This is a genomic window from Streptococcus mitis ATCC 6249 (assembly GCF_000146585.1).
In the GTDB taxonomy this organism is placed as follows: Bacteria; Bacillota; Bacilli; order Lactobacillales; family Streptococcaceae; genus Streptococcus; species Streptococcus mitis_AZ.
Genome location: NZ_GL397179.1, coordinates 1847748 through 1862651, shown reverse-complemented (window position 1 = coordinate 1862651; position 14904 = coordinate 1847748). Strand labels below are relative to the sequence as shown.

At 43.5% G+C, this 14904-nt stretch carries 11 protein-coding genes; 7 read left to right on the top strand and 4 right to left on the bottom strand.

What is annotated here, in order from left to right; translation table 11 throughout:
• Window positions 1-176 precede the first annotated feature (176 nt).
• From HMPREF8571_RS10660 to HMPREF8571_RS10625, 7 genes are all read left to right on the top strand, one after another.
• Window positions 177-4568 carry a PolC-type DNA polymerase III gene (locus tag HMPREF8571_RS10660; RefSeq protein ID WP_000095437.1) on the top strand — a complete coding sequence of 1464 codons (4392 nt, stop codon included), beginning with the start codon at window positions 177-179 and terminating at the stop codon, window positions 4566-4568.
• A gap of 19 nt (window positions 4569-4587) precedes the next feature.
• Window positions 4588-4740 carry a hypothetical protein gene (locus HMPREF8571_RS11430; protein ID WP_000778899.1) on the top strand — a complete coding sequence of 51 codons (153 nt, stop codon included), beginning with the start codon at window positions 4588-4590 and terminating at the stop codon, window positions 4738-4740.
• A gap of 21 nt (window positions 4741-4761) precedes the next feature.
• Complete coding sequence (locus HMPREF8571_RS10650; protein WP_000243901.1) at window positions 4762-6003, top strand: aminopeptidase; 1242 nt, start codon at window positions 4762-4764, stop codon at window positions 6001-6003.
• Between the two features lie 9 nt (window positions 6004-6012).
• A complete protein-coding gene (locus HMPREF8571_RS10645; protein WP_000901565.1) occupies window positions 6013-6243 on the top strand; it encodes a GlsB/YeaQ/YmgE family stress response membrane protein in 231 nt (76 codons plus the stop codon).
• 73 nt (window positions 6244-6316) lie between these two features.
• Entirely contained in the window at window positions 6317-7039 is a 723-nt protein-coding gene (locus tag HMPREF8571_RS10640) for a pseudouridine synthase (RefSeq protein WP_004240529.1), read from the top strand.
• 112 nt (window positions 7040-7151) lie between these two features.
• Complete coding sequence (pepC, locus tag HMPREF8571_RS10630; RefSeq protein WP_000991667.1) at window positions 7152-8486, top strand: aminopeptidase C; 1335 nt, start codon at window positions 7152-7154, stop codon at window positions 8484-8486.
• Between the two features lie 165 nt (window positions 8487-8651).
• A complete protein-coding gene (locus tag HMPREF8571_RS10625) occupies window positions 8652-10880 on the top strand; it encodes an HAD-IC family P-type ATPase (RefSeq protein WP_000876396.1) in 2229 nt (742 codons plus the stop codon).
• A gap of 57 nt (window positions 10881-10937) precedes the next feature.
• Here the strand turns inward: HMPREF8571_RS10625 and HMPREF8571_RS10620 are convergent, their stop codons facing one another.
• The 4 genes from HMPREF8571_RS10620 to HMPREF8571_RS10605 form a co-directional block, all read right to left on the bottom strand.
• Window positions 10938-11849 (bottom strand): PTS system mannose/fructose/sorbose family transporter subunit IID, encoded by a 912-nt coding sequence (locus tag HMPREF8571_RS10620; RefSeq protein WP_000818323.1) that lies wholly within the window; start codon window positions 11847-11849, stop codon window positions 10938-10940.
• A gap of 14 nt (window positions 11850-11863) precedes the next feature.
• Window positions 11864-12676: a PTS mannose/fructose/sorbose transporter subunit IIC gene (locus HMPREF8571_RS10615; RefSeq protein WP_001280321.1), complete on the bottom strand. Its 813-nt coding sequence runs from the start codon at window positions 12674-12676 to the stop codon at window positions 11864-11866.
• 75 nt (window positions 12677-12751) lie between these two features.
• Window positions 12752-13741 carry a PTS sugar transporter subunit IIB gene (locus tag HMPREF8571_RS10610; RefSeq protein ID WP_000021996.1) on the bottom strand — a complete coding sequence of 330 codons (990 nt, stop codon included), beginning with the start codon at window positions 13739-13741 and terminating at the stop codon, window positions 12752-12754.
• A gap of 278 nt (window positions 13742-14019) precedes the next feature.
• The gene (locus HMPREF8571_RS10605; protein ID WP_000162333.1) at window positions 14020-14832 is read right to left on the bottom strand and encodes a Cof-type HAD-IIB family hydrolase; all 813 of its coding nucleotides are present in this window, start codon (window positions 14830-14832) and stop codon (window positions 14020-14022) included.
• Between the last annotated feature and the right edge of the window lie 72 nt (window positions 14833-14904).

The following is a 14904-nucleotide window of genomic DNA, read 5'->3' as shown; positions in this document are numbered from 1 at the left end:
CAATCACGAGGATACTTTAGGGTATCTTTTTTTGTTTATCAAGGGGATTCTGAGAATCTTCTTTTTTGTTTTATGCGAATAATTTTGTGAGAACTAGCAGTACTTAAGGAATGATAGTGACTATATATTTTCTTTAATTATGGTAAAATAGTAAGAGAATAATGTGAGGAAAATGAATGTCAAGTAAGTTTGAAATTTTAATGAATCAACTAGGAATCTCTGATCAATTGAGACGGGATCCTGCTCTTGTTGATGCTAGAATTGAGCGTGTTGTGGTTCATAAAATTAGTAAGATTTGGGAATTTCATTTTGTATTTTCTAATATTTTACCGATTGAAATCTTTTTAGAGTTAAAGAAAGGGCTTGGTGAAGAATTTTCTAAGACAGGAAACCGAGCTGTTTTCGAAATCAAGGCTCTTTCTCAAGAATTCTCTAATGAACTCTTGCAGGCCTACTATAGAGAGGCCTTTTCTGAAGGTCCATGTGCAAGTCAGGGGTTTAAATCTCTTTACCAGAATTTAAACGTTCGTGCGGAGGGAAATCAACTCATTATTGAAGGTTCAGAGGCGATTGATAAGGAGCACTTTAAGAAGAATCATCTTCCTAATTTGGCACAGCAACTCGAAAAGTTTGGTTTTCCAGCTTTTGTATGCCAAATAGAAAAGAATGATGCTCTTACACAAGAGCAGGAGGAAGCCTTCCATACGGAGAATGAACAGATTGTTCAAGCTGCCAATGAGGAAGCGCTCCGGGCTATGGAGCAACTGGAACAAATGGCTCCTCCTCCAGTAGAAGAGAAGCCAGCCTTTGATTTTCAGGCTAAAAAGGCTGCGGCCAAGCCTAAACTAGATAAGGCTGAAGTTACCCAGATGATCGACGTGACGACTGAGGAAAATCGTTTGGTCTTTGAAGGGGTCGTTTTTGATGTGGAACATAAAGTGACCAGAACTGGTCGCGTTTTGATCAATTTTAAAATGACGGACTACACGTCAAGTTTTTCAATGCAAAAATGGGTTAAGAACGAGGAAGAGGCTCAGAAGTTTGATCTAATAAAGAAAAATTCTTGGCTCCGAGTTCGTGGAAATGTGGAGATGAATAACTTCACACGCGATTTGACCATGAACGTGCAGGATGTGCAGGAAGTTGTTCATTATGAGCGGAAGGATTTGATGCCAGAAGGTGAGCGTCGGGTTGAGTTTCATGCTCATACCAACATGTCGACTATGGATGCTCTACCAGAGGTAGAAGAAATCGTTGCGACAGCTGCTAAGTGGGGACACAAGGCGGTTGCCATCACGGACCATGGGAATGTCCAGTCCTTCCCACATGGCTACAAGGCAGCTAAGAAAGCTGGAATTCAGCTGATCTATGGAATGGAAGCCAATATTGTAGAGGACCGTGTCCCTATCGTTTACAACGAAGTGGAGATGGACTTGTCAGAAGCTACCTATGTGGTTTTTGACGTGGAAACGACGGGACTTTCAGCTATCTATAATGATTTGATTCAGGTTGCGGCCTCTAAGATGTACAAGGGGAATGTTATTGCCGAATTTGATGAATTTATCAATCCTGGGCATCCCTTGTCAGCCTTTACTACTGAGTTAACAGGTATTACAGACGATCATGTCAAAAATGCCAAACCACTGGAACAAGTTTTGCAAGAATTCCAAGAATTTTGCAAGGATACAGTCTTAGTTGCTCACAATGCGACCTTTGACGTTGGTTTTATGAATGCCAACTATGAGCGTCATGGTCTGCCTAAGATTAGCCAGCCAGTCATCGATACGCTGGAGTTTGCTAGAAATCTCTATCCTGAGTATAAACGTCATGGTTTGGGGCCTTTGACTAAGCGTTTTGGTGTAGCACTTGAACACCACCACATGGCCAACTACGATGCGGAAGCTACTGGTCGTTTGCTTTTCATCTTTATCAAAGAGGTAGCAGAAAAACATGGTGTGACCGATCTGGCTAGACTAAATATTGATCTAATCAGTCCAGATTCTTATAAAAAAGCTCGAATCAAGCATGCGACGATTTATGTCAAGAATCAGGTGGGGCTGAAGAATATCTTTAAACTGGTTTCTTTGTCTAATACCAAGTACTTTGAAGGGGTGCCACGGATTCCGAGAACGGTTCTAGATGCTCATCGGGAAGGCTTGATTCTAGGGTCAGCCTGTTCAGAAGGAGAGGTCTTTGATGCGGTCGTTTCTCAAGGTGTGGAGGCAGCGGTTGAGGTGGCCAAGTATTATGACTTTATCGAGGTCATGCCACCGGCTATCTATGCTCCCTTGATTGCTAAAGAGCAGGTCAAGGATATGGAGGAACTTCAGACCATCATCAAGAGTTTGATAGAGGTTGGAGACCGCCTTGGCAAGCCTGTTCTGGCTACGGGAAATGTCCACTATATCGAACCGGAAGAAGAGATTTATCGTGAAATTATCGTCCGTAGTTTAGGTCAGGGGGCGATGATTAACCGAACAATCGGTCATGGCGAACATGCCCAACCGGCTCCGCTACCTAAGGCTCATTTTCGAACGACAAATGAGATGTTGGATGAATTTGCCTTCTTGGGCGAGGAGCTAGCACACAAGCTAGTTATTGATAATCCCAATGCCTTGGCAGAAATTTTTGAGCCCGTTGAGGTTGTTAAGGGTGACTTGTATACGCCTTTCATCGACAAGGCTGAAGAAACGGTCGCTGAGCTGACTTATAAGAAGGCCTTTGAGATTTATGGAAATCCTCTGCCAGATATTGTTGATTTGCGAATTGAAAAGGAGTTAACTTCCATTCTGGGGAATGGCTTTGCCGTTATTTACCTGGCTTCGCAGATGCTGGTGCAACGTTCCAATGAACGGGGCTACTTGGTTGGGTCTCGTGGATCTGTCGGATCTAGTTTCGTCGCGACCATGATTGGGATTACGGAGGTTAATCCTCTCTCTCCTCACTATGTCTGTGGTCAGTGTCAGTACAGTGAGTTTATCACCGATGGTTCTTACGGTTCAGGTTTTGATATGCCCAATAAGGACTGTCCAAACTGCGGTCACAAACTCAGCAAAAATGGGCAGGATATTCCTTTTGAAACCTTCCTTGGTTTTGATGGAGACAAGGTTCCCGATATTGACTTGAACTTCTCGGGAGAAGACCAACCTAGCGCTCACTTGGATGTGCGTGATATCTTTGGTTCAGAGTATGCCTTCCGTGCAGGAACGGTTGGTACAGTTGCTGCTAAGACCGCCTATGGCTTTGTCAAGGGTTACGAGCGGGACTATGGGAAATTTTATCGTGATGCGGAGGTGGAACGCCTCGCTCAAGGCGCTGCTGGTGTTAAGCGGACAACAGGACAACACCCGGGGGGGATCGTTGTTATTCCTAACTACATGGATGTCTACGACTTTACGCCTGTTCAGTATCCAGCGGATGACGTGACGGCTGAATGGCAGACCACGCACTTTAACTTCCACGATATCGATGAGAACGTCCTCAAACTTGATGTGCTAGGTCATGATGATCCAACTATGATTCGGAAATTGCAGGACTTGTCTGGGATTGACCCCAATGAAATTCCTATGGATGATGAAGGCGTTATGGCTCTCTTTTCAGGGACTGATGTGCTAGGAGTGACTCCTGAACAAATTGGAACGGCGACAGGTATGCTGGGAATTCCAGAGTTTGGAACTAACTTCGTACGTGGGATGGTCGATGAAACCCATCCGACAACCTTTGCGGAATTGCTTCAGCTCTCAGGTCTGTCCCACGGTACTGATGTCTGGTTGGGCAATGCCCAGGATTTGATTAAGCAAGGAATTGCTGACCTATCAACCGTTATCGGATGTCGGGACGACATCATGGTTTACCTCATGCACGCGGGTCTAGAACCAAAGATGGCCTTTACCATCATGGAGCGCGTACGTAAGGGCTTGTGGTTGAAGATTTCCGAAGAGGAGCGAAATGGCTATATCGAAGCCATGAAGGCCAATAAGGTGCCAGAGTGGTATATCGAATCTTGTGGAAAAATCAAGTATATGTTCCCTAAGGCCCATGCGGCAGCCTACGTTATGATGGCCTTGCGTGTGGCCTACTTCAAGGTTCACCATCCCATTTATTATTACTGCGCTTACTTCTCTATACGCGCCAAGGCTTTTGATATCAAAACCATGGGAGCAGGCTTGGATGCCATTAAGCGTAGAATGGAAGAGATTGCTGAAAAACGGAAGAATAATGAAGCCTCTAATGTGGAAATTGACCTCTATACAACTCTTGAGATTGTTAATGAAATGTGGGAACGTGGCTTTAAGTTTGGCAAGTTAGACCTCTATCGTAGTGATGCGACTGAATTCATCATCGACGGAGATACCCTCATCCCACCATTTGTCGCAATGGATGGTCTTGGAGAGAACGTTGCTAAGCAGTTGGTACGCGCACGCCAAGAAGGAGAGTTCCTCTCTAAGACAGAACTCCGTAAGCGTGGCGGACTGTCATCTACCTTGGTTGAAAAAATGGATGAAATGGGTATTCTCGGCAATATGCCAGAGGATAACCAGTTGAGTTTGTTTGATGAGTTTTTCTAAAATATAGAAAGAGGTTTTTATGAAACTTACCATTTCCGTTCAGGATAAGCCAGCGCAGAAGGTGTTTGATTATCAGCTGGATCTTGACCCTGATACGATTTTGAAAATGACCGCTTTGATTTGCGGCACTGTGGTAGCAGTTAGCCTGCTGTCCTTGTTTAAAGAGAAATAACAAAAGAAAAGGAAAAATAAAATGGTTTTACCAAATTTTAAAGAAAATCTAGAAAAATATGCGAAATTATTAGTTGCAAACGGAATCAACGTGAAACCTGGCCATACTTTGGCTCTCTCAATCGATGTGGAGCAACGTGAGTTGGCACATCTAATCGTCAAAGAAGCCTATGCACTTGGTGCGCATGAGGTCATTGTTCAGTGGACAGATGATGTCATCAATCGTGAGAAATTCCTCCACGCGCCGATGGAGCGTCTAGACAATGTGCCAGAATACAAGATTGCTGAGATGAACTACCTTCTTGATAACAAGGCTAGCCGTCTTGGTGTCCGTTCATCTGATCCAGGTGCCTTGAACGGAGTCGATGCTGACAAACTTTCAGCTTCTGCCAAAGCTATGGGACTCGCGATGAAGCCAATGCGTATCGCAACTCAGTCCAACAAGGTTAGCTGGACAGTGGCTGCCGCTGCTGGGCTTGAGTGGGCTAAGAAAGTCTTCCCAAATGCAGCAAGCGACGAAGAAGCAGTCGATCTCCTTTGGGACCAAATCTTCAAAACTTGCCGTGTCTACGAAGAAGATCCCGTTAAGGCTTGGGAAGAACATGCAGCCATCCTCAAGAGCAAGGCAGAAATGCTCAATAAAGAACAATTCTCAGCCCTTCACTACACAGCTCCAGGAACAGATTTGACACTTGGTTTGCCGAAAAACCACGTTTGGGAATCAGCTGGTGCTATCAATACACAGGGAGAAGGATTCTTGCCAAATATGCCGACAGAAGAAGTCTTTACGGCTCCTGACTTCCGTCGTGCAGATGGGTATGTAACCTCTACAAAACCACTTAGCTATAATGGAAACATCATTGAAGGCATTAAAGTGACCTTTGAAAATGGTCAAATCGTGGATATCACTGCTGAGAAGGGTGATCAGGTCATGAAAGACCTTGTCTTTGAAAATGCGGGCGCGCGTGCCTTAGGTGAATGTGCCCTGGTACCAGATCCAAGTCCAATTTCTCAGTCAGGCATTACCTTCTTTAATACCCTTTTCGATGAAAATGCCTCAAACCACTTGGCTATCGGTGCTGCCTATGCGACTAGCGTTGTTGGTGGGGCAGAGATGAGCGAAGAGGAGCTTGAAGCTGCGGGACTTAACCGTTCAGATGTTCACGTTGACTTTATGATTGGTTCTAGTCAAATGGATATCGATGGTATCCGTGAGGATGGAACACGCGTACCCCTCTTCCGTAATGGAGACTGGGCAATTTAAGGAGAAGTTATGCTTGGAAGTATGTTTGTTGGTCTCCTAGTGGGATTCTTGGCAGGTGCTTTAACCAATCGTGGAGAGAGCATGGGATGCTTTGGGAAAATGTTTCTCGGCTGGATTGGTGCCTTTCTGGGCCACCTGCTCTTTGGAACTTGGGGTCCAATTATAGCAGGAACGGCCATTATCCCAGCTATTTTAGGAGCTATGATTGTCTTAGCGATTTTCTGGAGACGAGGAAGTTAGTTTCTTGAAAAATTAGAAAAAAGGAGGTTGGTCACTTGGGCCAGCCTCCTTTTGAGTATGATATAATAGTTCTATGAGATTAGATAAATTTTTAGTTGCCTGCGCTGTGGGAAGTCGGACAGAGGTCAAAAACTTGCTCAAGGCTGGACGCGTGACGGTCAATGGCAAGAAAGAAAAATCAGCTAAACTGCAGATTGACGAAGAAAGAGACCAAATTCGTTTTGATGGTCAAGTGCTAGAGTACGAGGAGTTTGTCTACTACATGATGAACAAGCCCCAAGGAGTCATTTCAGCGACTGAGGATAACAAGCATAGAACGGTTTTAGACTTGTTAGATGACTATGCTCGCGCCAAGGAAGTCTTTCCAGTGGGGCGCTTGGATATTGATACCCATGGTCTTTTGCTCTTGACCAATGATGGTCAGCTGGCCCATGCGTTGCTTTCACCCAAACGTCATGTGGATAAGACCTATTTGGCTCAAGTCGAAGGCATCATGAGCCAAGAAGATGTGGATACATTTGCCAAGGGCATTCCGCTCAAGGATTTCACCTGCCAGCCAGCTAAGCTGGAGCTTGTGTCGGTAGATCCAGAAAAGAATCAAAGTTTGGTTCGAGTGACCATAGCAGAAGGGAAGTTTCATCAGGTCAAACGCATGGTAGCCTACTGTGGTAAGGAAGTCGTGGACTTGCAACGTTTGACGATGGGAACTTTAGCCTTGGATGAGAACTTAGAACGAGGAGAATGGCGTCGCTTGACCAAGGAGGAATTAGAAGTTCTCCTTGCTAGTATTTCTTAAGTTAATTTATTTTAGTAAAAAGGTGAGGAGAATGTCCTTGCCTTTTTAAGTTTTTCGGTTGCTTCCTTTGTGAAAAGAGTTATAATAGACAGTAGAATAAAAGGAGGAATCTATGAACGCGATTCAAGAATCATTTACTGATAAATTATTTGCCAACTATGAAGCAAATGTCAAATACCAAGCGATCGAAAATGCTGCCAGTCACAACGGAATTTTTGCAGCTCTAGAACGCCGTCAAAGCCATGTAGACAATACACCTGTTTTCTCGCTTGATTTGACCAAGGACAAGGTTACCAACCAGAAAGCATCTGGTCGTTGCTGGATGTTTGCAGCCCTTAATACCTTCCGTCACAAACTCATCTCTCAATACAAGCTCGAAAACTTTGAACTGTCACAAGCCCACACCTTCTTCTGGGACAAGTATGAGAAATCAAACTGGTTCTTGGAGCAAGTCATTGCGACTGCAGACCAAGAATTGACGAGCCGCAAGGTTAGCTTCCTACTCCAAACACCTCAACAAGACGGTGGACAGTGGGATATGGTAGTGTCTCTCTTTGAGAAATACGGTGTCGTGCCTAAGTCTGTTTATCCCGAGTCTATCTCATCTAGCAACAGCCGTGAGCTCAATGCCATCCTTAACAAATTGCTTCGCCAAGATGCTCAAATCTTGCGTGATTTGTTGGCTTCTGGTGCAGACCAAGCGACTGTTCAAGCCAAGAAAGAAGAGCTTTTGCAAGAAATCTTTAACTTCCTTGCCATGTCCTTGGGTCTTCCACCACGTCAGTTTGACTTTGCTTATCGTGACAAGGATGATAACTACCAAAGTGAAAAGGGCATCACACCACAAGAGTTTTACAAGAAATATGTCAATCTTCCTCTAGAAGATTATGTTTCGGTTATCAATGCTCCAACTGCTGACAAACCTTACGGTAAATCATATACAGTTGAGATGTTGGGAAATGTCGTCGGTAGTCGTGCAGTTCGCTACATCAACGTTCCTATGGATCGTTTGAAAGAATTGGCGATTGCCCAAATGCAGACAGGAGAAACTGTTTGGTTTGGTTCAGATGTCGGCCAACTCAGCAACCGTAAAGCTGGAATCCTTGCGACAGATGTTTATGACTTTGAATCAAGCATGGATATTAAACTCACTCAAGACAAGGCTGGACGCTTGGACTACAGCGAAAGCTTGATGACCCACGCCATGGTCTTGACAGGTGTAGACTTGGACGAAAATGGTAAATCAATCAAGTGGAAGGTTGAAAACTCTTGGGGAGACAAGGTCGGTACAGATGGTTACTTTGTTGCCTCAGACGCTTGGATGGACGAATACACCTACCAAATCGTTGTCCGTAAAGAATTGCTGACGGCAGAAGAACAAGCTGCTTATGAAGCAGAACCAATTGTACTCGCGCCATGGGATCCAATGGGTGCCTTGGCAGAATAAAGTATAGAGAAAAGAGGTTAGGGGAATCCTAGCTTCTTTTTTAAGTCCTTCTTAAAGTTGCGATAGATGATGCTTGTCAAGTAACTCCTTCTTAGTTTAAGTCTTTAAGTGACAGAGGAAAAGATATGTGTTATTATAGTAGTACAAAAGTATATTGGAGTAGAAATGAAGTATTTAAGCAGTCAGGACATCAAGAATCGTCAACGAAACATCAGTGACATTAAACCCTATAAAACAACCAAGGAAATCATTTTTTCAAATATCTTTACCTTTTTTAATGCCATGAACTTGGCTCTGGCAGTTCTGGTAGCCACTACCTTGCGATTTGAGAATATGCTCTTTTTAGGTGTGATTGCTATCAATACAGCCATTGGGATTTTCCAAGAAGTGCGTTCAAAAAATGCTTTGGAAAAGCTAAGTTTACTTGGTAAAAGTAAGTATAGGGTCAACCGAGATGGTCAAACGATTGAGGTTGCTCCAGAAGACATCGTACTGGGCGAGTATCTGCATCTCAATCTGGGAGATCAGGTACCTGTAGATGCAGAAGTGCTTGAAGGGAATATTGAAGTTGATGAGTCCTTGCTGACGGGTGAAAGTGATTCGGTCTTTAAAACAGTTGGTGACAAGCTGATGAGCGGAAGCAATGTCGTCAGCGGTACTTGTCTGGTTATGGCAACGGCTGTGGGTCCAGATAGCTATATTAACAAACTTGCAAAATCCAGCAAGGAATTCAAAAAATACCCTTCTCAACTGCGCGATTATATGGATAAGATTTTAAAAATCGTCTCCATCTTGCTGGTGCCAGTTGCCATTCTGCTTTATGTCAGAGGTTTTAGTCTAGGACGGACTTATGTTGAGATTGTTTTGGGAAGTTCAGGCGCCTTGGTCGGTATGATTCCAGAGGGCTTGATTCTCCTGGTTAGCGTTTCCCTAGCAGTAGCGACTATGAAGCTGGCCAAAAAGAAGGTTCTGGTGCAGGAACTATACTGTGTAGAGACCTTGGCGCGAGTAGATGTTCTTTGTTTTGATAAGACAGGTACCATCACGACGGGGAATATGAAGGTCCAAGAAATGGATGCTAATGTAGCAGAGAAACTGTCTTCTTATCTGGCTTATTTCGAGGATGAAAATGCAACTTCCAGAGCTCTGAAGACTTACTTAACCTGTGAGAAAAAGTGGGAAGTTCAAGAAGTCGGTGCCTTTTCAAGCAAAAACAAGTATTCCTTTGTCCAAGTAAAAGATGGAGGGACCTATTTCTTCGGAGCCTATGAGTTTTTAGGCTTTACCCAGCCGATGGATGCCTACTATGAAGATCTCAAACAGCAAGGTTTTCGAATCTTATCGCTTGCTCATAGCAAGGACAAGATTACGAGTCCAGCTAATGTGGAACTACTAGGCCACGTCGTTTTGTCAGATGAGATTAAGGACAATACCAATGAAACCTTTGACTATTTCGAATCTCAAGGTGTCGAAGTGAAGATTATCAGTGGTGATAATCATGTGGCTGTATATGGGGTGGCTCGTAAGGCAGGTTTTAAGGAAGAAGCCCGTGCGATTGATATGACCAAGGTGAGTGAACAAGATTTTGAAAGAGTGGTCTTGGAACATGATATCTTTGGTCGGGTGACACCGGAACAGAAGCAAAAGATGGTATCTATTTTGCAAAATGCTGGTAAAACAGTTTCCATGAGCGGTGACGGGGTCAATGATGTTCTGGCTCTCAAGAAAGCAGATATCAGTTTTGCTATGAATGGTGCTACGAGTGCAGCCAAAAGTGTATCCAATATTGTTTTTCTGACCGATGACTTTGCAGTATTTTATGATATCTTGATGGAAGGTCGCCGGGTCATCAATAACATCCAAAAGGTAGCCTCTCTCTTTCTAACAAAGACCTTCTTCTCCATCGTGTTTGCCATTTTGAGTGTGGTATTTGGTTTGGAATTCGCCTTTATCCCCATTCAGTTTACAATCATTTCAGCTATTACGATTGGGATTCCATCCTTCTTCCTGACTTTTGAGTCCAATAAAGAAAAGGTTAGCACTCACTTTATGAGAGATATCCTAACCAACGCGGCGATTGGTGGAGGCATTCTGGTTGCTAGTGTTCTCCTGACTAACTTCTTTATCACTGTCCCAGGTCAGGTCAAATTTATTTGCTTCCTACTTGCTTTGTTCAATGGTCTGTGTCTGGTTGCCAAGGTCAGTCTGCCATTTAATCGATACAAACTAGTCTTGCTCATACTTTTGAGCCTTGCAGCCCTTGTAGGAGTGCTTGCCAACACCTTTATCCTGCAAGGAGCGTATGTACCTCTAGCAACCAGCCAAGTCGTCTATGTAGCCATCCTAGCAGTGGTGATTGGAGGCTTGCATTATCTGACTAGAAGAAAAAATTGATACACAAAAAGAATCAGGATTTAATCCTGATTCTTTTTTATTTATATTCTCGATGGTTTACATGATACCGAAGAAACGAGCTGCAATACCTACTGCAAAGAGAGCAAGGATGATTGCGATTGGTGATACTTTTTTCTTAAGCAACCACATGCAAAGGAAAGTAAGGAGAAGTCCCATCAATCCTGGAATCAATGAGTTCAACTGACCTTGAAGAGTTTGTGGTTGAACGCTATCCAAGCTCAATCCGCTGAGTGCTTGACCAAGGATTCCCTTCAATTCTCCACCTGTTACAGCACCTTCTGGGAAGTTGATGTAAGCACCTTCAGCCAATTGTTTACCTGGAAGGTTAACAGTAAAGTTGATAGATACCCAACGTTGTACAAGAACAGCAAGGATGAACATACCAAGGATAGATGCTCCTTTGGTGATGTCTTTCAAGATACCACCAGACATGTCTTTAGTGATTTCAGATCCAGCTTTGTAACCGAACTCTTGTGTGTACCATAGGAAGGCCATACGGATAGCATTCCATCCAAAGAAGAAGAGAAGGGGACCAACAAGGTTACCAGATGCAGCCAGAGATGCACCAAGAGCTCCAAGGATAGGACGAACTGTAAACCAGAATACTGGGTCACCGATACCAGCAAGAGGTCCCATCATACCGATCTTAACCCCTTGGATAGCCGCGTCGTCGATTTCAACACCGTTAGCGCGCTCTTCTTCAAGTGCAAGAGTAACCCCCATGATTGGAGCAGCTACGTATGGGTGAGTGTTAAAGAACTCAAGGTGGCGCTCAAGAGCAGCCGCTTGGTCTTCTTTTTTAGTGTAAAGTTTCTTGATAGCTGGGATCAATGAGTAAGCCCAACCCAAGTTTTGCATACGCTCATAGTTCCAAGAACCTTGAAGGAATTGTGAACGCCACCAAACTTTTTGACGATCTGATTTTGATAATTGAATTTTTTCAGCCATGATTGTTCCCCTTTCTAGTAGTCTTCTAGGATATCACCGATTGGGTCGTTAGAAGTTGCAGCTCCGCCGCCACCGTTTCCACCTTGTTTTGTAAGGTTAAGGTAGATGAAGGCAAGGGCAACACCGATGACACCAAGGGCAATCAAAGTCAATTGAGAGATTGCTGCAAGAGCAAAACCGATAGCGAAGAATGGCCATACTTCACGAGTTGCCATCATGTTGATAACCATAGCGTAACCAACGGCAACGACCATAGCACCACCGACAGCCATACCACCGTTCAACCAGTCTGGCATCAATTTAAGAGCATCTTGAACGGCAGAAGCTGGGATAGCGATAAGGAAGGCAGCAGGGATTGCAATACGAAGACCTTGAAGAAGAAGTGCAACAAAGTGAGCACGTTCAACAGCCGCAATATTTCCTTCTTTAGCAGCAGCGTCAGCAGTGTGAACCAAGGCAACTGAGATTGTACGAACAATCATAGTCAAGAAAAGTCCAGCTACGGCAAGAGGGATAGCTGTTGCCGTAGCAACGGCGATACCTTCAGTAGTAAAGTTACCACCTTTGATCAAGATGATTGCTGCAGCAACAGATGCAAGAGCAGCGTCAGGAGCTACGGCAGCTCCGATGTTTGCCCAACCAAGGGCGATCATTTGAAGAGATCCACCAAGCATAACACCTGCTTCGAGGTTACCAGTTGCAAGTCCGATAAGGGTACATGCGACGATTGGTTGATGGAATTGGAATTGGTCGAGGATACCTTCAAGACCTGCAAGGAAGGCAACAACTACAACCAAGATAGCAGAAATGATTGAAATATCTGACATGGTTTTATTCCTTTTCTATTTAGTTTTAATAAAGTATTTAATCCTGTTTTCAAAAATGATAGAAACAGATTAAAATTATTGAACGTTTGCTTTCTTAATCAAGTCAAACAAATCTTTTTTCGTGTCGTTTGGTACTTTACGTACGTCAAATTCAACACCGAGGTCACGCATTTTTTCAAAGGTTGCAACGTCTTCTTTGTCCATAGACAAAACGTTGTTAATCATTGTTTTACCTGTTGAGTGAGCCATAGAACCAACGTTAAGAGTCTTGATTGGTACGCCACCTTCGATTGCACGAAGTGCATCTTGTGGTGTTTCAAACAAGATAAGGGCATGAGTGTCACCGAAACGTGGGTCTTTTGCAACGTCAATCAATTTTTGGATTGGTACAACGTTGGCTTTTACTCCGTTTGGAGCTGCTTGTTTAATCAATTCTTTACGCAAGTCGTCGTTAGCAACGTTGTCTGAAGCAACGATGATACGGTTTGCTTTTGAATCTGGAGTCCAAGCAGTCGCAACCTGACCGTGAAGGAGACGAGTGTCTAGACGAGCAAGGTTGATTTTCAGTTTACCGTCACCGATAACAGTTCCTTCTGGAATCGCAGCTTGTGCGGCAGGAGCAGCTGCAGCAGTTGCAACTTCCTCAACTGGGTTAAGCTCTTCTGGAAGAGCTTTGATGCCATCTTTGGCTTCTTTAATGATATTCGCAGCGACTTTTTCCACACCTGCATTCGCGTCCATAAGGCGCTCTGTGTAGGCTTGGATCAACATCGGCAAGTTTAGTCCTGTGATGATGGCAAATTTACGTTCTGGATTTTCTCCCATCACGCGACTAGCTTGGTTGAATGGAGATCCACTCCAAAGGTCAGCCAATACTAGAACCTCATCTTCTGCGTCAAATGCAGCAACAGCGTTATTGAGCTTAGCGTATAAATCATCTGGACCTTCATTTGGCATAAAGGTTACAACTTGAACCTTCTCTTGTTCACCAAAAATCATGGATCCGGACTGATGAATACCCGCAGCAAATTCGCCGTGGCTCGCAATAATGATTCCGATACTCATTATTGTCATTCCTCCTTTAAAATGTTTGACTGTGTGTTTAAGAAAACTTTAAGCCTAATTAAGTATAAACCGTTTTCATATAAAAATCAACTACTTTTTCTAAAAACAGGAAAGTTTTCAATAAAAACACCCCTACAAAATGTTAATATAATAAGCTTTTTAAAAAATGTATAAAAATAAAGCTAGAAAATTTAATATAAAAATACTGAAAATAAGCCTTAGTTATGAAAACTGAATGAAAACAAAAGGAAAGGTTGCAGAACAGCAACCTTTCCTTTTTATAGGAATAAATCTTGTAAGGCGTGGGCAACACCATCCTCTTCATTGGTTAGTGGGAGTTGTTCATCTGCATAGGGAAGCAAGTCCGGATTGGCATTTTTCATGGCATATCCCTTGCCCGCGAAAGCCAGCATTTCTCTATCGTTTTGCTCATCACCAAAGGCAATTAAGTCTTTTTTGTCACGATTCATCACATTGAGCAAATATTCGAGGGCAAAGGCCTTGTTTACCCCTTTGGGAGTACACTCGAGGATGTTGAGGGGGCCTCCCCAAGTATTGATGGATAGTTGGTGTTGATAAAAACAATTCATCTCGTCTGCTAGAGCGTATTTGTCCTCAGCTCTTGTTTGCAAGAGGATGCAGTTTGGGTCCTTGGTCACCAGTTCAGGCTTGAATTGATTTTCGGGTTGGAAATTTTCCACACCAAATAATTTTGGATCTGCGATTTCTTCATTAGGAGCTGTGATGTAGAATTTCTTACGGTATTCTCCAGCAATAAAGTCAGCTTGGATATCCTCTTTGCGTTGGACCATGTCCAAGAGGTATTTTTTGTCCAAGGTCAAGCACTTTTCATGCGCCCAAGTCTGTCCGGGTAGATGAGTGAGGGAACCATTAAAGTTAATCATGGGAGTATGCAACTCTAATTCACGGTAGAAGTTTTTCGCCATGCGGTAAGGACGGCCTGTCGTGATGACAACATGGTGCCCCTTTTCAGTAATTTTTTTGATTGTCTTTTTGGTAAAATCGGAGAGCTTGCTTTCACCATTGAGCAAGGTTCCGTCCAAATCGACTGCAATAATTTTTTTAGTCATATAAACCTTCCTAGTAGATTCCAGATAAGATGTCTACTATTATATCAAAAAGAAAGAAGAAAAACAGACTCA